This window comes from Nocardia sp. NPDC058640 (genome assembly GCF_042716995.1).
In the GTDB taxonomy this organism is placed as follows: Bacteria; Actinomycetota; Actinomycetes; order Mycobacteriales; family Mycobacteriaceae; genus Nocardia.
In genome coordinates, this window is record NZ_JBHXRG010000029.1 from 9,131 (window position 1) to 34,155 (window position 25,025).

4 protein-coding genes are annotated in these 25,025 nt (G+C 67.4%); all 4 read left to right on the forward strand.

The genetic code is table 11. The features are described from left to right. Positions 1–20 precede the first annotated feature (20 nt). Positions 21–20,045: a hypothetical protein gene (locus ACFWU5_RS23835; RefSeq protein WP_379268947.1), complete on the forward strand. Its 20,025-nt coding sequence runs from the start codon at positions 21–23 to the stop codon at positions 20,043–20,045. 6 nt (positions 20,046–20,051) lie between these two features. Further along, positions 20,052–21,959, forward strand: coding sequence for a dynamin family protein (locus tag ACFWU5_RS23840; RefSeq protein ID WP_379243907.1), 1,908 nt, complete (start codon positions 20,052–20,054; stop codon positions 21,957–21,959). A 102-nt stretch (positions 21,960–22,061) separates the two neighbouring features. Beyond that, positions 22,062–23,588 (forward strand): dynamin family protein, encoded by a 1,527-nt coding sequence (locus tag ACFWU5_RS23845; RefSeq protein ID WP_379268983.1) that lies wholly within the window; start codon positions 22,062–22,064, stop codon positions 23,586–23,588. Between the two features lie 175 nt (positions 23,589–23,763). Then, a complete protein-coding gene (locus ACFWU5_RS23850) occupies positions 23,764–25,023 on the forward strand; it encodes an IniB N-terminal domain-containing protein (RefSeq protein ID WP_379268948.1) in 1,260 nt (419 codons plus the stop codon). Positions 25,024–25,025: the final 2 nt, after the last annotated feature.

Sequence of the window (25,025 nt, forward strand, 5' to 3'; positions counted from 1 at the left end):
TCACGAAGGAGCTGATTTCGATGACCACACCCATGGAGAACGCGATTCTGCAGTTCATTCTCGATCTGCTGCGCGACCCCAAGGCCGCGGCGGCCTACTGCAACGCGCCCGACAAGGTCATCGAACAGGCCCAGTTGTGCGCGACTCCGCAGTACATCGCTGCCTGCGCGCCGATGGTCGCGCGATCGGTGTGTGACGGTGGCGGCGCGGGACTTCGTGGGATCGTCGGGGCCGGGACCGGCGGATACGGCGCCGGTGGGTACGGCGGGGCAGGTCGGTACGGGGCCACCGGTGGTGGCGGTGGTGGAGCCGGCGGTTTCGGTGGATATGCCGGGTACGGGGCCGGGCCCGCGATGTTCTTCGGCGGGCCGGGACGTTGGTTCGGACCGGGTGGAGCCGGTGGTGGGGCATGGGGCCCCGGTGGGGGCAATGGTGGTGCGGGCGGTAGTGGCGGCGGTGGCCGTGGCGGTAGTGGGGGAAATGGTGGCGGTGGCAACGGCGGTAATGGTGGTGGCGGCAACGGTGGCAACGGCGGCGGCGGAAATGGTGGCGGCGGTAATGGTGGGCCGGGCGGGCCCGGTGGACCCGGTGGACCGGGAGCTCCCGGTGGGGGCAACGGTGGCGGTGGCAACGGCGGGAACGGTGGCGACAGCACCAACAGTGGCAACACCACCAACACCAATAGCGGCAACACCACCAACAATCAGGGCAACGGCGACAACGAGATCTTCAGCCCCGACATCCTCACCGGCGATCCGGTCAGCAACCTGCTCAACGGCGACCCGGTCAGCAACCTGCTCAACGGAACCGACGTCGGCGGGCTCAACCTCGGCGACATCGGCAGCCTGGGCAACGTAGGCAATCTCGGCAACGTGGGCAACCTCGGCGACACGCTCAACGAGGTCGTGTCCCTCGGCAATGTCGGCGACACCCTCAACAACCTGGGCAACCTCGGCGACACCCTCAGCAGCATCGGGCACCTCGGCGACACCCTCAGCAACGTCGGCAACCTGACCAACGCCGTCGGCGACATCTCCGGCCTGGGCGACATCGCGAACCTGACCAACAGCCTCGGCGACGTCGGCGACGTCACCAACATGCTCGGCAACCTGGGCGACGTCGGCAACCTCACCAACACTCTCGGCGACCTCACCGACGTGGGCAATCTGGGCGACCTCACCAATACGGTCGGCAACCTCGGCGACATCACCGGCCTGGGCGACGTGATCGGCGGCGGCAACACCCTCGGCGACGTCACCAACCTGATCAGCGGCGCCAACGTCGGAGACCTGCTGGGCGGCAACACCGTTGGCGACGTCACCAACCTGATCAGCGGCGCGAACATCGGCGACATCGCGGGCCTGGCCAACGGCAGCACCCTCGGCGACATCACCGGCATCGACGCCTTCAACCAAGCCGCCCAGATCGCCACGGAGATGACCGACGCGTTCAACGCGGTCCAGATCGGCGACGCTCTGATCGGCAACCTCAGCGCCCCCGTCTCGGTGGTCTCGGGCTCGCTCGGCGGCGTCAGCGGCGTCCTCAACGGCATCAGCCCGATCAGCAACGTATTCAACGACTTCGGCGACTTCGGCAACGTGCTGTCGGAGCTGGCCATCGGCGACTTCATCTCCACGCTCAACAACGTGGGCAACGTCAGCGAAGTCATCGGCTCGGCCGGCGACATCAGCGGCATCGGCGACGTACTCGGCGGCGTCACCACCGTGGGCGACGTACTCGGCAACGTCGCCTCGGTAGGCGACATCACCGACCTCGGCGGCATCACCGGAATCGGTTCTGTCGGAGACATTCTCAGCAACGTCGGCTCCGTGAGCGACGTCATCCAGAACTCGAATATCGGCGACGTGACCGACCTGGTGGATGCCGGGTCGGTTGGTGACGTGCTGGGCGGAATCACCAACATCGGTTCGGTAGGCGACATCACCGACCTCGACGCGGTCAGCGATGTGCTCAACGGGGCAGGCTCGATCGGCGATGTGAGCAACGTTGTCGGCGGCATCACCGACGTCGGTTCGGTGGGCGATGTGTTGTCGAACGTGACGAACACCGGCGATGTGCTCGGCGACGTCACCAACGTCGGCTCGGTCGGCGACGTGCTCGGTGGGATCACCGACATCGACGCAGGCACCGTCGGTGATGTGCTGAACGGGGCAGGTTCCATCGGCAGTGTTGTCGGTGACGTGAATCAGGTTGTCGGAGACCAGAACCTGACCGACGTCCTCAACGGAGCGGGCTCCATCGGTGACGTGAGCAACGTGGTCGGCAACGTGAATCAGGTTGTCGGCGACACGAACCTGACCGACGTACTCAACGACTCCGCCATCGGCAGCGTCTCCGATGTCCTCAACGGCGCCGGCTCGATCGGCGATGTCACCGACGTGATCACCAACAGCGGTGACGTGACCGAGGTACTCAGCAACATCGGCTCGATCGGCGACATCACCGATGTGGCAGGCGATGTCGGCTCGATCGGCGACGTCAGCGAGGTTGTCACGGGCATCGGCTCCGTGGGCGATATCAGCAATGTCGTCGGCGACGTGAGCAATGTGGCGGGCAACGTCGGCGATGTCACCGATGTCCTCAACGGTGCGGGCGCGATCGGCGACGTCACCGACATCGGCTCGATCTCCGACATCACCGGCGTCGCAGGCGATCTCACCAACGTGGGCAGCATCGGCGACATCACCGGCGACCTGATCGACGGCGGCATCGGCAACGTGGTCGGCGACGTGAGCAACGTGGCAGGCGACATCGGCATCGGCGACGTCACCGACGTACTCAACGGTGCGGGCTCGGTGACCGACGTGGTCGGCGACGTGAGCAATGTGACGGGCGATATCGGCTCGATCGGTGACATCAGCAATGTCGCCGGCAACATCACCGATGTCCTCAACGGCGCAGGCTCGGTCGGCGACGTGAGCAATGTCGTCGGATCCGTCGTCGGCGACGTGGGCTCGATCGGCGATGTGAGCGAAGTGATCGGCGACGTCACCAACGTCGGCGACCTGACGAACGTGGGCAATATTGGTGGCGACATCAGCGAAGTCGTCGGCGGAATCAGCAACGTCGGCGACGTCAGCAACGTGGTCGGCGACCTCACCGACGTAGGCAATATCGGCAGCGTGGTCGGGGACCTGACCGACGTGGGCAATATCGGCGACGTCAGTGACGTGGTCGGCGGGGTCGGCAATGTCAGCGACGTAGTCGGCGACCTCACCGATGTGGGCAACGTCGGCAATGTCGTCGGTTCGGTAGGCGACGTCACCCAGAACATCGGCTCCGTCGGCAGCGTCGTGGGCGACGTGGCCGGCGATGTCGGCTCGGTGGGTGACGTGATCTCGGGCGTCGGGTCCGTAGGCGATCTGACCAACGTCGGTTCCATCGGCGATGTGAGCGATGTCGTTGGCGACCTCACCGACGTGGGCAATGTCGGCTCGGTAGGCGACGTCACCCAGAACATCGGCTCGATCAGCAGCGTCGTCGGCGACATCACCGGCGGCTCGGTGGGCGACCTGACCGACATCGGTTCGATCGGCGACGTGACCAGCGTGGTGGGCGACGTGACCAACGTGGTCGGCGATGTCGGCTCGGTGGGTGACGTGATCTCGGGTGTCGGCTCGGTGGGTGACGTGAGCAGCGTGGTGGGCGACGTGATCGGCGGCGACGTACTCGGTTCGGTCGGCGATGTCGGTTCGGTAGGCGATGTGATCGCAGGCGTCGGCTCCATCGGTGACGTGAGCAGTGTGGTCGGTGACGTGGTCGGCGGCGACGTGACCAACGTGGTCGGCGATGTGATCGGCGGGGACGTCGGTTCGGTGGGTGATGTGATCTCGGGCGTGGGCTCCGTCGGCGACGTGACCAACGTGGTCGGTGACGTGGTCGCTGGTGTCGGCTCGATCGGTGACGTGAGCAACGTGGTCGGCAACGTCGGCTCGGTCGGCGACGTCCTCGACGGCGGCATCGGCTCCGTCGGCGACATCACGCAGTCGGTCGGCTCGGTCGGCGACATCACCGGAATCGCAGGTTCCGTCGGCGAATTCACCGGTGTGGCAGGCGATCTCACCGGCGTGGCAGGCGACCTGGGCTCGATCGGCGACATCAGCGGCGTAGCCGGCGACCTGACCAACACGATCGGCGACCTCACCGCGGTAGGCGGCGACCTGGGCTCGATCAGCGACGTGAGCAATGTGGTCGGTGACGTGATCGGCGGCGACGTCAGCGGCGTGGCCGGCGACCTGACCAACACGATCGGCGACCTCACCGCGGTAGGCGGCGACCTGGGCTCGATCAGCGACGTGACCGGTGTCGCGGGCGACTTGACCGGCGTCGCAGGCGACCTGACCGGCATCACCGGGGGAGTGACCGGTGTCGCGGGCGACGTCGTCGGCTCGGTCGGCGACATCTCCGGTGTAGGCGGCGATCTCGGCTCGGTCGGCGACGTGTTCGGCACCGTCGGCGACATCACCGGCATCGCGGGCTCGGTGGGCGAAGTCACCGGCGTTGCGGGCGATCTGACCAACACCTTCGGCGACCTGACCAACACCGTCGGTTCCGTGGGCGACGTATCCGGTGTCGCGGGCGACCTGGTCGGTTCCGTCAGCGATGTATCCGGCGTGGCGGGCGACCTGACCGGCGTGGCCGGCGACGTCAGCGGCATCACCAACTCGATCGGCGACATCTCCGACATCGGCGGCGACCTCACCGGCGTGGCCGGCGACGTCACCGATATCGGGTCCATCACCGATGTCACGGGCATCGCGGGCGACTTGACCAACACAGTCGGTTCGGTTGGCGACCTCACCAACACCATCGGTTCCATCGGCGACATCACTGGGATTGCCGGTGACCTGTCCGGCGTAGCGGGCGATATCACCGACGTCGGCTCCATCGGCGACCTGACCGGCGTCGCGGGCGACCTGACCAACACGGTCGGTTCGGTCGGCGATATCACCGACATCGGCTCCATCAGCGACATCACCAACACCTTCGGCGACCTGACCAACACGGTCGGCTCCGTCGGCGACATCACCGGCGTGGCAGGCGACCTGACCGGCGTGGCAGGCGATGTATCCGGCGTAGCGGGCGACCTGACCAACACGGTCGGCGACATCTCCGGAATCGCGGGCGGCATCGGCGACGTGACCGGTGTCGGCGGCGACCTCCTTGGCACAGTCGGTTCGGTCGGCGACGTCACCAACACCCTGGGCGACCTGACCGGCATGACCGGCGACATCTCCGGCGTGGCGGGCGACCTCACCAATACTGTTGGTTCCGTTGGTGATTGGACCAACACAGTCGGCGACATCACCGGCGTGGGCGGCGACCTGCTCAGCAACGTCACCGGCACGGTCGGCTCCGTCGGCGACGTGACCGGCGTGGCGGGCGACCTGACGAACACCGTCGGCTCGGTGGGCGACATCGCAGGCGGCCTCACCGGCGTGGCAGGCGACGTCACCGGCATCGCCGGTTCGGTCGGCGAGGTAACCAACTCGGTAGGCGACATCAGCGGCGTGGCAGGCGATCTCACCCAGTCGGTCGGTGACTTCACCGGAGTCGCAGGCGACCTCACCAACTCGATCAGCGGCGTAGCGGGCGACCTGACCGGCGTCGGCGGCGACCTGTCCGGCATCACCGGCGACGTCTCCGGAGTCGCAGGCGACCTGACCAACTCCGTCGGAAACATCAGCGACATCACCAACACCGTCGGTTCCGTCGGTGACGTGACCGGTGTCGCGGGCGACCTGGTCGGTTCGATCAGCGACGTGAGCGGCGTAGCGGGCGACCTCACGAACACCGTTGGCTCCGTGGGAGATTGGACCAACACGATCGGCGACATCACCGGCATGACCGGTGACCTGACCGGCGTCGCAGGCGATCTCACGCAGACGGTCGGTTCGGTCGGTGACGTGACCGGTGTCGCGGGCGACCTGGTTGGCTCGATCAGCGACGTGAGCGGCGTGGCGGGTGACCTCACGAACACCGTTGGCTCCGTGGGAGATTGGACCAACACGATCGGCGATATCACCGGCATGACCGGTGACCTGACCGGCGTCGCAGGGGACCTCACGCAGACGGTCGGTTCGGTCGGTGACGTGACCGGTGTCGCGGGCGACCTGGTCGGTTCGATCAGCGACGTGAGCGGCGTGGCGGGTGACCTCACCAATACCGTCGGCTCGGTCGGCGATGTCACCGGAGTAGCGGGCGACCTGACCAACACGGTCGGAAACTTCACCAACACGGTCGGCGACGTTTCCGGCGTCGCAGGCGACCTCACCAATTCGATCAGCGGTGTCGCGGGTGACTTCACCGGTGTCGCGGGTGATCTGACGCAGACGGTGGGCTCGATCGGCGACGTGACCGGAGTAGCGGGCGACCTGATCGGTTCCGTCGGCGACGTTTCCGGTGTTGCCGGCGATCTGACGAATTCGGTCGGCGATGTCACCGGCGTGGCGGGCGATCTCACCAACACGGTTGGCTCCGTACAAGATTGGACGCAGACGGTCGGCGACATCACGGGCATGACGGGCGACCTGACCGGAGTAGCGGGCGACCTCACGCAGACGGTCGGTTCGGTCGGTGACGTGACCGGTGTCGCGGGCGACCTGGTCGGCTCGATCAGCGACGTGAGCGGCGTCGCCGGGGACCTCACGAACACCGTCGGCACGGTCGGCGACATCGCGGGTGTCGCGGGCGACCTCACGGGCGTGGCAGGCGATCTCACCAACACGGTTGGGTCCGTGGGTGATTGGACCAACACGGTCGGAAACCTCACCCAGTCGGTCGGCGACGTATCCGGCGTTGCCGGCGATCTCACCAACTCGGTCGGCGATATCAGCGGCATCGCGGGCGGCGTAACTGGTGTCGCGGGTGACCTCACCAACTCCATCAGCGACGTGAGCGGTGTGGCAGGCGACCTGACCAACACCGTCGGTTCGATCAGCGATGTAACCGGCGTCGCGGGCGACGTACTCGGCTCGGTCGGCGACGTGACCGGTGTGGCAGGCGATCTCACGAACACCGTCGGCTCCGTCGGCGACTGGACGAACACCATCGGCGACATCACCGGCATGACCGGCGACCTGACCAACACAGTCGGAAACCTCACCAACTCGGTGGGCGATGTTTCCGGGGTCGCGGGTGACCTCACTCAGTCGGTAGGCGACGTTTCGGGCATGGCGGGCGACCTCACCAATTCGATCAGCGACATCAGCGGCATCGCGGGTGACTTCACCGGCGTAGCAGGCGATCTGACGCAGACAGTCGGTTCGATCAGCGACGTGACGGGCGTGGCCGGCGACGTGATCGGTTCCGTGGGCGACGTATCCGGCGTCGCCGGCGACCTCACGCAGACAGTCGGCTCGGTCGGCGATGTGACCGGTGTGGCGGGCGACCTGGTCGGCTCCGTCGGCGACGTGACCGGCGTTTCCGGTGGAATCGCCGGGGTGGCGGGCGACCTTACCAACTCGGTGACCGGAGTGACCGGCGATCTGACAAACACGGTCGGCTCGGTCGGCGATGTGACGGGCGTGGCAGGCGACCTGACGCAAACAATCGGTTCGATCAGCGACGTGACTGGCGTCGCGGGCGACCTCACGCAGACGGTCGGCGACATTTCCGGGGTCGCGGGCGACCTCACCGGCGTGGCCGGCGATCTGACGAACACCGTCGGTTCGGTTGGCGACGTGACCGGCGTCGCGGGCGACTTGACGCAGACGGTCGGCGACGTGACCGGGGTGTCGGGCGGTATCGCCGGAGTTGCCGGCGACCTGACTCAGACCGTCGGTGATGTGACGGGCAATGTCGGCTCGGTGGGCGACTGGACCAACACGGTCGGCAACCTCACGCAGTCCATCGGCGATGTTTCGGGGGTGGCGGGCGATCTCACCAATTCGATCAGCGACGTCAGCGGCGTAGCGGGCGACCTGACGCAGACGGTCGGTTCGGTCGGCGATGTAGCCGGTGTTGCGGGCGACCTGACGAACTCGATTGGCGACGTCAGCGGTGTAGCGGGCGATCTGACGCAGACGGTCGGCGACGTAACCGGCGTGACCGGCGGTATCGCCGGTGTCGCGGGAGATCTCACCGGCGTGGCTGGCAACCTGACGAACACGGTCGGTTCGGTGGGCGACATCGCCGGTGTTGCGGGCGACCTGACGAACACGGTCGGAAACATCAGCGACGTGACCGGGGTCGCGGGCGATCTGACGAACACCGTCGGCTCGATCAGCGACGTGACCGGTGTCGCAGGTGACTTGACGCAAACGGTCGGCTCGATCAGCGACGTAACCGGGATCGCCGGCGACCTGACGGGGGTTGCCGGTGACTTGACCGGCACGGTCGGTTCGGTCGGCGACGTGACCGGCGTGGCGGGCGATCTCACCCAGAGTGTGGGCGATTGGACGAATACGGTCGGCGACCTCACCCAGTCGGTCGGCGACGTTTCCGGCGTCGCAGGCGACCTGACCGGAACGGTCGCCTCGATCAGTGACGTGACCGGTGTAGCAGGTGACCTCACACAGACGGTCGGTTCGATCGGCGACGTGACCAACACGGCCGGCGACCTCACCGGAGTGGCTGGGAACCTGACCAACACCGTCGGCTCCATCAGCGATGTGACCGGCGTCGCGGGCGACGTGATCGGCTCGGTCGGCGACGTCACGGGAACCGTTGGTTCCGTGGGTGATTGGACCAACACGGTCGGCGACGTGACCGGTGTCGCAGGCGACCTGACGCAGACGGTGGGCTCCATCAGTGACGTGACCGGCGTGGCGGGCGACCTCACCGGTGTCGCAGGCGATCTGACCAACACGGTCGGTTCGGTCGGTGACGTGACCGGCATTGCCGGCGACGTGACGAACACCGTGAGTGACCTGACACAGTCCATCGGCAACGTCGGCGACGTGACCGGTGTCGCGGGCGACGTGATCGGCTCCGTCGGCGACGTCACGGGAACCGTTGGCTCCGTGGGTGATTGGACCAACATGGTCGGCGACGTCACGAGTGCGGTCGGTTCGGTGGGCGACGTGACCGGTGTCGCCGGTGATCTGACCCAGACCATCGGCTCGATCAGCGACGTGACCAATACCTTCGGCGATCTGACCGGTGTCGCCGGCGACCTCACGCAGACAGTGGGTTCGGTCGGCGACGTGACCGGCATCGCGGGCGACCTCACCGGAGTGGCCGGCGACTTGACCGGCACGGTCGGTTCGATCAGCGATGTGACCGGTGTGGCGGGTGACCTGACGCAGACCGTCGGCTCGATCGGCGACGTGACAGGTATCGCGGGCGACCTCACCGGCGTCGCAGGTGACCTGACCCAGACCGTCGGCTCGATCGGCGACGTGACCAACACGGTCGGTGACCTGACCGGCGTGGCCGGCGACCTCACGCAAACGGTCGGTTCCATCGGCGACGTGACGAACACGCTGGGCGACCTGACGCAGACCATTGGCAACGTCAGCGACGTGACTGGTGTCGCGGGGGATCTGACGCAGACGGTGGGTTCGATCAGTGACGTGACCGGCGTCGCGGGCGACCTCACGGGCGTCGCTGGCGATCTGACGAACACGGTCGGTTCGATCGGCGACGTGACGAACACGCTGGGCGATCTGACGCAGACCATCGGAAACGTCAGCGACGTGACTGGCGTCGCGGGGGATCTGACGCAGACGGTGGGTTCGATCAGCGACGTGACCGGCGTGGCAGGCGACCTGACCAATACCGTCGGTTCGATCGGCGATCTCACCGCGGTCGGTGGTGATCTGGTCGGCGACGTGACAGGTGTCGCAGGCGATCTGACGAACACCGTCGGTTCGATCGGCGACGTGACGAACACGTTGGGTGACCTGACCCAGACCGTCGGTTCGATCGGTGACGTCACCGGAGTCGCCGGCGACCTCACCGGTGTGGCAGGCGACCTGACCAACACCGTCGGTTCGATCAGCGACGTCACGGGCGTTGCAGGCGATGTGCTCGGAACCGTTGGCTCCGTGGGGGATTGGACCAACACGGTCGGCGACGTCACCAACACACTCGGTTCGGTCGGCGACATCACGGGCGTCGGCGGCGACCTGGTCGGCGACGTAACGGGCGTGGCAGGGGATCTGACGCAGACGGTCGGTTCGATCAGCGACGTGACTGGAGTCGCGGGCGATCTGACCCAGACTGTCGGTTCGATCGGCGACGTGACCGGCGTAGCAGGCGACCTCACCAACTCCATCAGCGACGTCACCGGCAGCATCGGCTCGATCGGCGACGTGACCGGCGTGGCGGGCGACCTCACCGGCGGCGACCTGCTGAGCGGAATCACCGGCAACTCCGGCGACCTGACGAACACCCTGGGCGACGTAACCAACACAGTCGGCGACCTGACCGGCAACTCCGGTGACATCACCGGTATCGCGGGTGGGCTGATCGGTTCGGTCGGTGACATCACTGGAGTTGCGGGCGACCTGACCGGCAACACTGGCGACCTGACCGGGATCACCGGCGACGTGACCGGCGTAGCGGGCGACCTCACCAACTCGGTCAGCGACCTCATCGACACCGGCGACCTGACCGGAATCGCAGGCGATATCACCGGCGTAGCAGGCGGTATCGGCGATGTGACCGGTGTCGGTGGCGATCTGCTCAGCGATCTGACCGGCAACACAGGCGACATCACCGGAATCGCGGGCGGGCTGGTGAACACCGGCGACCTGACCAATACGGTCGGCGATGTGACCGGCGTGGCGGGCGGGCTGCTCAGCAATTCGGGCGATCTCACGGGCATCGCGGGCGACTTGACCGGTGTGGCCGGTGACCTGAGCGGGATCGGCGACGTGACCGGTGTCGGCGGCGACCTGATCGGTGACGTGACCGGCGTGGCCGGCGATCTCACCGGCAATTCCGGCGATCTCACCGGCATCGCGGGCGGTCTCGTGAACAACACCGGCGACCTGACCAACACCGTCGGCGACGTGACCGGCGTGGCAGGCGGGCTGCTCAGCAATTCGGGCGACTTCACCGGTATCGCAGGCGATCTCGTCGGATCCGTCGGTGACATCACCGGCAATACCGGCGACCTGAGCGGAATCTCCGGTGACATCACCGGTGTCGCGGGCGATCTCACCGGCATCGTCGGAGACCCCAGCCTGATCGGTTCGGTCGGTGACATCACCGGCGTCGGCGGCGACCTCCTGAGCAATGTCAGCGGTGTGGCAGGCGACCTGACGGGCAACTCCGGTGACCTCACCGGTGTCGCAGGCGACCTCACCGGAGTGGCTGGTGGCCTGATCAACGGCGATGTGACCGGCGGCTTGATCAACGGTGACGTGACCGGCGACCTGATCGACAACGCGGGCACGATCACCGGCGTCGCGGGCGGCCTGGTCAACAACACCGGCGACATCAGCGGAATCGCGGGTGACTTGATCGGTTCGGTCGGCGACATCGGCAACAGCGGTGACCTCACCGGCGTCGCAGGGGATCTGATCGACAACTCCGGTGACATCACCGGGACGATCGGCGACATCTCGGGCATCGCAGGGGATCTCACCGGCAACTCGGGCGACCTCACCGGCATCGCAGGCGACCTGCTCGACAACTCCGGCTCGATCGGCAGCATCTCCGACAACGTCGACGACCTGGTCTTCTCGGTCGGCGACTGGACCAACTCGGTGGGCGACGTGACCGGTATCGCGGGCGGACTGGTCAACGGCGACGTCACCGGTGTCGCGGGCGATCTCACCGGTGTCGCGGGTGGACTGGTGAACAACACCGGCGACATCTCGGGCATCGCCGGCGACTTGACCGGCGTCGCAGGCGGTGTCGTCAACGGCGACATCATCGGCGACCTGACCAACACCGGCGACATCACCGGAGGCCTGATCAACGGTGACCTGACCGGCGTCGGCGGTGACCTGCTCAGCGACATCACCGGCAACACCGGCGACGTGGTCGGCGGCATCACCAACAACGGCGACCTCGCGGGCATCGCGGGCGGAATCCTCAATGGCGACATCACCGGCGACCTCATCGACGGCGACCTGACCGGCATCGCCGGCGGCCTCGTCAACGGGGACGTACTCAGCGACATCACCAACACCGGTGATATCGGCGGCGTGATCGGCACGGTCGGTGACATCACCGGCAACAGCGGCGACCTGACGGGCGACCTGCTGGACAACTCGGGCGACATCGGTGGCGTGGTCGGTGACATCACCAACTCCGGCGATATCGGTGGCCTGATCGGCTCGGTCGGCGACATCACCAACAACGGCGATATCGCCGGCGTAGCAGGAGGACTCGTGAACAACACCGGAGACATCGTCGGTGACATCACCGGCAACAGTGGCGACCTCACCGGCATCGCAGGCGGCCTGGTCAACGGCGACGTGACCGGCGTCGCGGGCGACCTGCTCGACAACTCGGGCACGGTGGTCGGCGACCTGGTCGACAATTCCGGCGACATCGGCGGCGTGGTCGGCGGCATCACCAACAACGGCGACCTGCTCAGCGATATCACCAACACCGGTGACCTGACCGGCATCGCAGGCGATGTGAGCGGCGTGGCGGGCGGCCTCGTCAACGGTGATCTCACCGGCATCGCGGGCGGCTTGGTCAACGGCGACGTGACAGGCGTTGCAGGCGACCTGCTGAACAACTCCGGCGACATCGGCGGCGTCCTCAGCGACATCACCAACACCGGCGACCTGACTGGTGTCGCGGGCGACCTGACCGCGGGCTTGGTCAACGGCGACATCACAGGTGTCGCGGGCGATCTCACCGGTGACCTGCTGGACAACTCGGGCGATATCGGTGGCCTGATCGGCTCGGTCGGTGACATCACCGGCAACACCGGCGACTTGACCGGGGTGGCAGGCGATCTCACCGGCGGCCTCGTCAACGGCGACATCACCGGCGATCTGATCGACGGCGGGCTCACCGGCATCGCGGGTGGTCTGGTGAACGGCGACATCACTGGCATCGCGGGCGATCTCACCGGTGTCGCGGGCGGCCTGGTCAACGGCGACGTGATCGGTGACATCACCAATGGCGACATCACCGGTGATCTGATCGACGGCGGGCTGGGCGGTCTGGTGAACGGTGACATCACCGGTGACCTGGTCGACGGCGGCATCACCGGTGTCGCGGGCGACCTCACCGGTGTCGCGGGCGGCCTCGTGAACGGCGACGTCCTCAGCGACATCACCAACGGCGACTTCACCGGCGTCGCAGGTGGTCTGATCTCCAACACCGGTGACATCACCGGCGACCTCATCGATGGCGACATCACCGGCGATCTGATCGACGGCGGGCTGACCGGTATCGCCGGTGGCCTCGTCAACGGTGACATCACGGGCGATCTGCTCGACGTGACGGGCGTCGCGGGCGACCTGACCGGCGTGGCAGGTGGCCTGGTGAACGGCGACATCACCGGCGATCTGCTCGACAACTCCGGAGACATCGGCGGCCTGGTCGGCTCGATCACCGACAACGACATCGCCGGCGTCGCGGGCGGCATCCTCAACGGGGATATCACCGGCATCGCAGGCGACCTGACCGGCGGCCTGGTGAATGGCGATCTCACTGGCGTGGCGGGCGACCTGACCGGCGGGCTCGTGAACGGTGACATCATCGGCGGCGACCTGACCGGCGTGGCAGGCGATCTGACCGCGGGCTTGGTCAACGGCGACGTGATCGGCGACATCACCAACGGTGACTTCAGCGGCATCGCGGGTGGCCTGATCTCCAACACCGGCGACATCACCGGCGGCCTGGTGAACGGCGATCTCACCGGCGTGGCGGGCGATCTCACCGGTGGCCTGGTGAATGGCGACGTCACCGGCGGGCTCGTGAACGGCGACATCACCGGCGTGGCAGGCGACTTGACCAACGGACTGGTCAACGGTGATCTCACCGGCGATCTGATCGACAACTCCGGCGACATCACCGGCGGCCTGGTGAACGGCGATCTGACTGGCGTCGCCGGCGGAATCCTCAACGGCGACATCGTCGGTGACCTGACCGATGTCGGCTCGATCGGCGACATCACGGGCGACCTCGTAGACGGTGACATCACCGGTGGCCTGATCAACGGCGACGTGCTCAACGACGTCGGCGACATCACCGGTGTCGCGGGTGGCCTGATCAACGGGGATGTGACCGGCGATCTGCTCGACGTCGGCGACATCACCGAAAATGGTGTTCTCACAGGCGATTTCTTCAACGACCTCTCGGCGGTCACCGGCGGCGTGGTCAACGGCGACATCCTCAGCGACATCACCGGCGCGACCGGCGGCGTCGTCAATGGCGACATCGTCGGCGACATCACCGACAACGACATCGCCGGCCTGATCAACGGCGACGTGCTCAGCGGCATCAGCGACAACGAGCTCACCGGCGACCTGGTCGACAACGTCGGCAACGTGACTAACACCGGCGACATCACGAACCTGATCGGCCTTACCGGCTTGGCCGCCGCGGTCACCGGTATCGGCGGCGACTTCATCGGCGGCGACCTGATCGGTGGCCTGGACCTGACCGGCATCGCCGGCAACCTGTTCGACAACTCCGGCGACATCACCGGTGTCGCGGGCGGCCTGGTCAACGGCGACATCCTCAGCAACATCACCGACAACGACTTCGTCGGCGGCGTCCTCAACGGCGACCTCACGAACACCGGTGACATCGGCGGCCTCGTTGGCGACATCACCAATACCGGCGATATCGGCGGCCTCGTTGGCGACCTCACGAACACCGGTGACATCGGCAGCCTGGTCGGCGACATCACCAATACCGGCGACATCGGCGGTGTCGTCGGCGACATCACCGGCGGCGACCTGACCGGTATCGGCGCAATCGGCGACGTGGCCGGCGTAGCAGGCGGCCTCCTCAACGGCGACATCACCGATGTCGGTTCGATTGGCGATATCACCGGCGGCCTCGTCGGCGGCGACTTGACCGGCATCGGCTCGATCGGCGATGTGACCGGCGACCTCATCGACGGCTCGGTCGGCGACATCACCGGTGGCCTGGTTGGTGGCGATCTGGTGGGCGACCTGACCGGTGTCGCTGGCGACCTCAATGGCGTCGGTGACATCACGGGCGATCTCATCGACGGTGGTCTGGTCGGCGATCTCACGAACGTCGGTTCGATCGGCGACATCACGGGTGGCTTGGTCGGCGGCGACATGGTCGGTGACCTGACTGGCATCGGTTCGATCGGTGACATCACCGGCGATCTCGTAGATGGTGGCCTGGTGGGCGACCTGACCGGCGTGGCGGGCGACCTCAATGGCATCGGTGACATCACCGGCGGCCTGATCAACGGCGACATCACCGACAACGACCTCGTCGGCGGCGTCCTCAACGGCGACCTGACCAATGTCGGTTCGGTCGGTGACATCACCGGAGACCTCGTAGGCGGTGACCTCGTCGGTGACCTGACCGGCGTCGGCGACATCACCGGCGATCTGATCGATGGCGACTTCACCAACGTCGGCAACCTCACCGGCATCGCCGGCGACCTGACCGACGTCGGCAGCACCGGCGACCTCACCGCCGGCCTGATCAACGGCGACGTGATCGGCGATCTCACCAACGTCGGCACGGTCAGCGACATCCTGACCGGCGACCTGACCAACACCATCGGCGACATCACGGCCGACCCGAGTGGAGCCCTGATCGGTTCCATCGGCGACCTGACCGGCGTCGGCGGCGACTTGACCGGAATCAACGACGTGACCGGCATTGCCGGTGACCTGACCAGCACGGTGGGTGACATGACCGGACCTCTGAGCGGCAACGACATCACGGGCACGATCGGCGACATCACCGGCATCATCGGCGGCGATGGTGGCGGCGGCGGAGGGGGTGGTGGCGGTACCGGCGGCCTGCTGGGCGACATCACCTGGGTCGGCGACGTGACCGGCGTGGCAGGCGGGCTGTCCGGAATCACCGATTCCTTCAGCGATGTGACGACAGTGTTCGGCGACTGGTCGAACATGATCGGCGACGTCGGCGGTACCTTCGGCGATCTCACCGGCACCTTCGGCGACTTCAATGTCAGCGATCTGGTCGGCGATGTCGCGGGCGTCTCCGGTGACTGGTCGGGCATGATCGCCGGCATCAGCGACAACGCGCTGAACATCACCGGTTTCGGCAGCGGCCTGGTGAGCGACCTGGTGTCGGTGTCGGGCGACTGGAACAACACCTTCGAGGGCATCACCGGCAGCTTCGGCGACGTGGTGAACGTCGGCGGCGACCTGGTCGGCTCGATCGCGGGCATCGGCGGATCCATCGGTGACATCGGCGGTTCGGTCGGCGACATCGGCGGCACGTTCGGTGACCTCACCGGCTCTCTCACCGGCATCGGTGGCTCGGTCGGCGACATCACCGGCTCCCTGACCGGTGTCGGCGGATCGCTCACCGGGATCACCGGTTCGCTCGGTGACCTCACCGGCTCGGTGACCGGCATCGGCGGCGACCTGTCCGACGTGTTCGGCGACGTGACCGGCTCGTTCGGCGACCTGACCGGATTCGGCGGTGAGATCGGCGGTTTCGTCGCCGACATCACCGGTATCGGCGGTGACCTCACCGGTTCGTTCGGTGACCTCACCGGCTTCTTCGCAGACTTCACCGGTATCGCCGGTGACGTGGCCGCCTTCACCGGCGACCTGACCGGCATCGTCACCGGCATCGCCGATGTGACCGGTGTCGGTGGTGACCTGATCGGCTCTGTCGGTGACCTCACCGGTGTCGGTGGCGTCATCGGCGATGTGACCGGTTCCATCGGTGACATCACCGGTGCTACCGGGCTGATCGGCGACCTGGATATCGGCGACGTGACCGGCTCTGTCGGTGACATCAGTGGAATTGCAGGTGATGTGACTGGTGTTGCCGGTGGCATTGCGGGAGATGTGACCGGCGTTGTCGGCTCGATCGGCGACCTGACCGGCGTGGTAGGCGACCTTGACCTTTCTGGCATTGGGGATGTGACTGACATGGGCGACATCAATATCGGCGGCAGCAACAACATTTTCGGCGCAGGACTCAACGATGTGAACGGCATCGGCGACAACATCGGCGGCATCGGCAATGGTGTGGCGAGTGCCTGGGAGGACGTGCAGATCCAGGGCATCGGCGGCCAGGTGGACGAGTCGCTCAACAACTTCGGTGGCCTGGGCAACGGCGCGTTGGCCGGCGCTCTGGGTAGCGGCCTGGTCGGCGGCGACCTGACCGGCATCGGCGCCCACGACGTGACCGATGTGGTCGACGGCGGCATCCTGTCCAGCAACACGTTCGAAGACATCACCGCCAACGGCATCGGCGCGGCGATCGACGAGAGCTCGGTCCTCAACGATCTCGCCGCGGGCGGCGGCATCGGCAACGGCAACGTGGTCGGCGGCATCGTGGGTGGCCTGGCCGGCGACGGTGACGGTGGTCTGGCCGGTGCGGGCGGCGTCCTGAACGGCGACGGCGGTCTGCTCGGCGCGGCGGGCGTGGGCAACGGCCTGCTCGGTGCGGGCGGCGACGGCGGCCTGTTCGGTGGCGCGACCGATACCACCATCAACGGGATCGGCGCGGCGATCGACGAGAGCGCGATCCTCAACAACGTCAACGACGGTGGCATCGCCGGTGTGGCGGGCGGCGTGCTCAGTGGCGACGGTGCCGCGACCGGTGCACTGGGTGGCCTGCTCGGCGGCGGCCTGGTCGACGGTGACATCACCGGCCTGGCGGGCGGCGTGTTCAGCGGCGACTTCGAGGACATCACCACCAACGGCATCGGTGCGGCGATCGACGAATCCACCTTCACCGACCTGGTCGACGTGGAGAACATCACCGGTATCGGCGGCGCCCTGGGCGACGTGACCAACACCGGTGACGTGACCGGTCTCGCGGGTGGTCTGCTCAGCGGCGACGGTGGTCTGGCCGGCGCGGGCGGCGTGCTCAACGGCGCGGCGTTCGAGGACATCACCGGCATCGGCGGCAACGTCGACGACCTGGGCGGCATCGCGAATGGCGCGGTGGTCACCGGCCTGGCGGGCGGCGTCCTGAGCGGCGACTTCGAGGACATCACCACCAATGGCATCGGCGCGGCGATCGACGAGTCCAACGTCCTCAACGACGTGCTCGACGGTGGCGTTGCCGGTATCGGTGGCGCGGGCGGCGCGGCGGATCTGATCGACGGTGGCATCGCCTCCGGTCTGCTCGGCGGGGCGGTCTTCGAAGACATCACCACGAACGGCATCGGTGCGGCGATCGACGAGTCCAACGTCCTCAACGACGTGGTCGACGGTGGCGTCGCCAGCGGCCTGCTTGGTGGTGAAGGTGGCCTGCTCGGTGCGGCGAACTTCGAGGACATCACCGCCAACGGCATCGGCGCCGCGATCGACGAGTCGAATGTTCCGATCCTCAACGATGTGCTCGACGGTGGCGTGGCCGGTATCGGTGGCGCGGGTGGCGCGGCGGATCTGATCGACGGCGGTGTCGCGTCCGGTCTGCTCGGTGGCGAGGGTGGCCTGCTCGGTGCGGCCAACTTCCAGGACATCACCACCAATGGCATCGGTGCGGCGATCGACGAGTCCCCGATCCTGAACGACGCGGTCGACGACGGTGTGGTCGACGTTCTCAACGGCGCGGTGTTCCAGGACATCACCGCCAATGGCATCGGTGCCGCGATCGACCAGTCCCCGATCGGCAACGACCTGATCGACGGCCTGATCAACGGTTCCAACTTCGAGGACATCACCGGTGTCGGCGGCAATGTCGACAGCGTGGGCGGGGTCATGAACGGCATGACCGACGTGCTCAACCCGACCGCGGTGGCCGGCCTGTTCAGCAGCGGCCTCAGTGGTTCCACGCACGACAACACCGGTTCGACGAACTCCTCGCCGTACAGCTCGGCCACCTCGGCGGCGTCCGACGGCGCGGCTTCCGCGGCCAATGCCGCCAGCGCCCTGACCGGCGCCGCGGCCACCACCGCGGGCCTGGCAGCGCTGAGCGACGACGATCTGGGCTTCGATCTGGGCAACACGTTCGACAACGCCGGTCTGGCCACCGGCCTCGGCGATCTGTCCGGCATCGCACCCGGTGAGCCGAACCCGTCGGGCACCGGCCTGGAAACCGGTTTCGCTCCCCTCGACGCGGTGACCGGAGCCCTGACCGGCGACTCGTCCGGCGGCGGCCTGCTCGGCGGAGTCCTGCCGACCGCGGGCGACGCGGACCTGCCCAGCGGCCTGCTCGGTGGTGTCCTGCCCACCGGCGACGGCGATGTGCCGACCGCCGGCCTGCTCGGCGGGGTCCTGCCCACCGGCGATGCCGGCCTTCCGGCAGGCGACCTCGGTGGCCTGACCGGCAACCTCCCGACCGGCGACCTCGGTGGCATCACCGGTGGCCTGCCGACCAACGATCTGGGCGGCGTCCTGCCCACCGGCGACGGCCTGGTCCCCAGCGTGGACGTGCTGCCCGATACCGCGGGCATCCTGCCCACCGACACCACCGGCGGCCTGCTCGGCGGCGCGACCGACGCGGTCGGGTCCGGCCTGGAAACCGGCTTCGGCACCGTCGACGGTGTCACCAGCGGTCTCCTCGGTGGCGACGGCGGCCTGCTCGGTGGCGGTGTCCCGACCGACCTGAACGGTTCGGGTGCCCCCTTCGACACCACGTCCGGTCTCGGCTCCACGGTCACCGACACCGTCGGTGGCGCAACGGATACCGGCCCGCTGCCCGGCCTGGATTACACCCCGATGCCGACACCGGCGCCGACTGCTCCGGTGTACGACACCACCGAAGCCGCCACCGGCGGACTGGCGGATACCGCCGGCGCCGCGACCGGTGCGGTCACCGATACCACCGGTGCCGCGACCGGCGGCCTGACCGACACCACCGGCGGCCTGACCGGCTCGCTGGACGCAGTGGATGTGGGTGGCGCCTTCGGTCCGGGTCTCGGCGCGACGGATACGGGCCTGCTGGGCGACTCCTCGGGCACCACCGCTCCGGATTCCGACGACGGTGGCCTGCTCGGTGGCGGACTGCTCTGAGAACTGATGACAACACCAGTGAAGACGACGCCGTCGGCAGCGGGCACCCCGCTGTCGACGGTGCTCGGTGACACGATCGAGGCGGCGCGCGCCGCCGACCGTGACGACCTGGTCGTCCGGTTGGAGGCGGTCGCGCAGCGAGTCAACGATCCGCGCAGGCGCATCGTGGTGACCGGTCAACTCGAGCAGGGCAAGAGTCGTTTCGTGAACGCCCTGCTCGGTCTGGACATCTGCCGCGTGGGCGACGACCTGACCACCACGATCCCGCTGCAACTGGAATACGGTGCCGTTCCGCGTGCCGAGCTGGTCCTGACTGCGGCGGGTGCGAACGAGATGCGGGTGGAGGTGCCGTTCGACGAGATCGGCACTATCGACGCCCGCAGTCCGTACGCGCAGGGCAGGCAGATCGCCAGGATCGAGGCGGCGGTGCCCAATCAGCTGCTCAGCGAGGGCATAGTCCTGCTCGACACCCCTGGCGTGGGCGGCCACGCCAGCGCGTACTCGGCGGCGGTCCTGGGCATGGTGCCCGCGGCCGACGCGGTGCTGATGCTGTCGGACGCCTCCACCGAGTTGACCGAGCCCGAGCTGTCGTTCCTGCGTCAGGTGCGTGAGCTGTGTCCGACCGTCGCGGTGTTGATCACGAAGATCGACATGTATCCGCATTGGCGTCAGGTCGCCGAGGCCGATCGCGCGCACATCGCCCGCGCCGGCCTGGACGTGCCGATGATGCCGGTGTCGTCGCTGTTGCGCGCGCACGCGCTGCGGTTGAACAACCCGCAGTTGGGTCGCGAATCCGGTTTCGGTGCCCTGTTCGGTTTCCTCAAGGAACAGGTGGTCGCGCGCGATCAGGTGTCCGCCCGTGCGGCGGTGGCCCGCGAATTGCATTCGGCCGCGGAGCATCTGGCTTTGGTGCTCGGTAGTGAACTTGTGGCCCTGAGCGATCCGCAACGCTCCGACGCCGCGATCAGGGAACTCACTGCGGCCCGCACCGCCGCCGAGGACCTGCGCCGCAATTCTGGTTATTGGCAGCAGACGCTGTCGGACGGCATCACCGATCTGATGAGCGACATCGACCATGACCTGCGCGAACGCCTGCGTGCGGTGGCGCATACGGCCGAGGATTGGATCGATCAGCACGACCCGAGCAGACACTGGCAGGCCATCGCCGAATGGCTCACCGGCACGGTCGACACGGCGTTGGGCGACAACCTGCTGTGGACCCACACCAGGGCCGAAACCCTGGCCGAGCAGGTGGCCGAGCATTTCGGTCAGGCCAGCGCCGTCGACCTGCCCGATGTGGACAATGCGATGGACTCCGAGGGCAAGGGTGCCGCGGCGGGCACTTTGAACGAGCTCGAGCCCGATATCAGCATGACCAGCAAGGTGCTGGTCGGTCTGCGCGGTTCCTACGGTGGCGTGCTGATGGTCGGTTTGGCGTCCACGCTGGCCGGCTTGGCGCTGTTGAATCCGCTGTCGATCGGCGCGGGTGTGCTGGTGGGTGGCAAGGCGTACAAGGACGACAAAACGCAGCGTCTGGCCCGGAAACGCATCGAGGCCAAGGCGGCGGTGCGCCGTTTCGTCGATGACGTGGCGTTCCAGGCAGGCAAGGAGACCAAGGACCGGATGCATCGCATCCACCGGGCCTTGCGTGACCATTACACCGGCGTGGCCGACCGCACTGTGCGCTCGATCGACGCCTCGTTGCGCGCCGCCCAGGATGCCGCCAACAGTGCGGTGGCCGACCGTTCCGATCGCCGCGGCGAACTCGAACACCAGTTGGTTCGGGTGGCCGAGCTGCGTCGGTACGCCGACGGAATGCTCGAGCTGGAAGGTCCGTCGAGTCGCCAACGCTCGTACGTGGCGCCCTCGGCGGGTGTGCGTCCGGTCCCGGTCGCCGACCGCAAGGCCAAGTGACCTGCGGAGTCCGTGCCGGATCCGTTCGAAGGTGTGTTTAAGTGAATAGATGAGGGCCGCGCGACGATGAGGCATCACGCGGACACCCCTGTCTCGGGCGAGATGGCGTCGAGCCGCCCGCCCGAGCCCGTGCACGGCGGTCTCGCCGAGGCGCGCGACCTGGTCGCGGCCGCCGCACAGGCCCTTGGCCACGACCCATTGGCCCGCAGTCTGCTGTCCGACTGTGCCGACCGGCTGCGCCAACCCTTGCGTGTGGCGCTGGCCGGGTCGATCAAGGCGGGGAAGTCCACGCTGCTCAATGCCCTGGTCGGCCAGAGCATCGCCCCCACCGACGCCACCGAGTGCACCCGCGTGGTCACCTGGTATCGCACCGGCGCCACGCCGATGGTCACCGCGTACGCGTCGTCGGGCGCCTCGGCCAACGTCGTGCTCCGGCGTGGCGCGGGCGCGCACGGCCTGACTTTCGAAATGAACAATCTGCGCTGGAACCCCAAGGGTGACCATCTGGTCGACCACCTCGAAGTCCGTTGGCCGACAGCCGAACTCTCGCGTACCACCATCATCGACACCCCCGGTACCTCTTCTCTTTCGCGTGATGTTTCCGAGCGCACGATGCGCCTGCTGACCCCCGCCGACATCGATGCCGACGCTGTGACGATCCCCGGCGCGGACGCCGTGGTGTATCTGCTGCGCCGGATGGACGCCGCCGACGTGCACTTCCTCGAACAGATCGGCGCCGACGGTCGAGCCGGTCACCTGGGCGTGGTCGGGGTGGTCTCCCGTGCCGACGAGATCAGCGCGGGTCGTATCGACGCCCTCAATTCCGCCCGCGACGTGGCCTCCCGATTCGCCACCGAACTCGAGCGAACCGGCCTGTGCCAGGCCGTTATCCCCGTGGCCGGCCTGCTCGCTTTCGCGGCGGCGACCCTGACCCAACCCGAATTCGCCGCGTTCGCCGCCCTGGCCGCCCTACCCGCGGAAGACCTCGAACTGGCCATGCTCTCGGCCGACCGTTTCTCCCGCCCCGACATCGACCTGCCGGTTTCCCCACTGACCCGTGCCCAGTTGCTGGATCGGTTCGGCATGTTCGGTGTGCGTATGGCCACCGAACTGGTCCGCACCGGTATCGGTGACGCCACCGCCCTGTCCGCCGAGTTGACCGCCCGCAGCGGCATCAACGAGCTGCGCACCGTCCTGGACGTCCAATTCGGCCAGCGCGCAGACCAACTCAAAGCTCACTCCGCGCTGACGGCACTGGATCGAGTCATCACCGCCAACCCCGGCACCGCGGCAGACCAACTCCTCCCGCGAATCCACACCCTCCTGGCCGATGTTCACGGCTTCGCCGAACTCCGGCTGCTCGGTCGGCTGCGCACCGACGAACTCCCACTCCCGCCGGACGATCTCACCGAACTGTTCCGCCTGATCGGCGGCGCCGGTGTAGCCCCCCATGTACGCCTCGGCCTCCCCGTGGATGCCGACCCCGAAACCCTGCGTACGCACGCGATCGCCGCAGCCCATAAGTGGCACACCCGATCCCGTCATCCCCTGATCGACAAGGCCACCGCCACCGCGTGTCTGACCGCGGTTCGCAGTGCCGAGGGAGCACTCTCTCAGCTATCGAGCTGACGTCCCCCGTTACCTTTTCGACTCCGACTCGATCTTACTCGGAAATCCGCGTAACGAAAGGGTTCCGAATGAGGAATATCCTTCCGAAGACTCGCAAGTCCGAGCGTGAAACGCACCCACCGACAGACGAGCACGGATCGGGCCCGCAAGCCGCGATCCGAAGGAGCGCAGGCCCATGAACCCCACCTCGATCCTCGACTTCATCCTCGATCTGCTGCGCGATCCCCAAGCCGCAGCAAACTATTGCGCCAACCCCGTCCAAACCCTGTGCGACGCACACCTGTCGGCCACTCCCGCCGAAATCAGCGCCGCCGCCCCGACTATCGCGGCCTCCCTCCGGCCCGACAGCAGTAACCCTGTCCACGCCATCGTCGCCGCGGGCACCACCGCATCCGCGGCGACCGCAACCACGATCGCTGCCGACACCCAAACCGCCGCCACCCTCGGCTTGGCGACCAACCTCACCGGCGACATCGCCACCGACCTCGGCACCGCCGTGACCACCTCCACCGGTCTGACGACCTACCTCAGCGGTGCGTCGAACGTGAGCATAAACGGGGGCACCGACATGTCGGCCGCCCTGAACACCGCCGCCGAGATTTCCGGCGCATTCGGCGCCCAGATCGGGGCGGCCACCAATGCCGGTGCCGCCGCGGCGACTTCGCTCACCGAGGCGAACGCCGACCTCGGCGCCCAGATCGCGGCAGGCCTGACCGCAGGCGCCGGCGCCACCCTCGGCACCGCGTTCGAAGCGGCCCCCACCACCGGCCTCGAAACCTCCCTGTCCACCGCATTCGCCACCACCACCCAACTCGCCCCGTCACTCGTCGGCGCGGTAGAAACGACCGCAGCCATCGGCGCAGGCGCGGCCACCGGAGTCCAGTCCTCGCTCGCCACCACCCTCGACACCGGCGCATCGCTGGCCACGGGAGCCGCACCGCACTCCACCATCGACACCAGCGCATCCCTCACCGCCGGAACTGCACTCGACTCGACCGCCGGAATCCCAACCGCCGCTGAGATATCCACCGCGACCACCGCCCTGACCAATACCGCAACAACAGGCGTCCAAACCGCCATCGACACGTCCATCAGCACCACCACCCACGGCGCAACCGAATCAGGCGCACACCTCGGCACCGGCTTGGAGACCACCTTGGGCACCACCACGTCGTCCACAGTCGCGACCACACAAGCGTCAACCGACTTCGCCGCCACAGCATCCACCTCGACCACCGCCGACCCCACGGCACCGACCACCGCCGACTTCACCGCCACCACAACCACATCCGTCGACACCTGGTCCGCCGTAGACGTAGACAGCGCCTTCGGCCCCGCCCTGCACGCCTCCCCCCTCACCGGCGACACCGGCCTCCTCAACGATTCCCTGACCACCCCCGAGTCCTTCGACGCCCCCGACGAACTCTTCCACTGACC

Excerpts from the sequence above, each read along its gene's own strand:
- ACFWU5_RS23835 (WP_379268947.1), top strand. The coding sequence starts at position 21 with ATGACCACACCCATGGAGAACGCGATTCTGCAGTTCATTCTCGATCTG.
- ACFWU5_RS23850 (WP_379268948.1), top strand. The coding sequence starts at position 23,764 with ATGAACCCCACCTCGATCCTCGACTTCATCCTCGATCTGCTGCGCGAT.
- ACFWU5_RS23845 (WP_379268983.1), top strand. The coding sequence starts at position 22,062 with ATGGCGTCGAGCCGCCCGCCCGAGCCCGTGCACGGCGGTCTCGCCGAG.
- ACFWU5_RS23840 (WP_379243907.1), top strand. The coding sequence starts at position 20,052 with ATGACAACACCAGTGAAGACGACGCCGTCGGCAGCGGGCACCCCGCTG.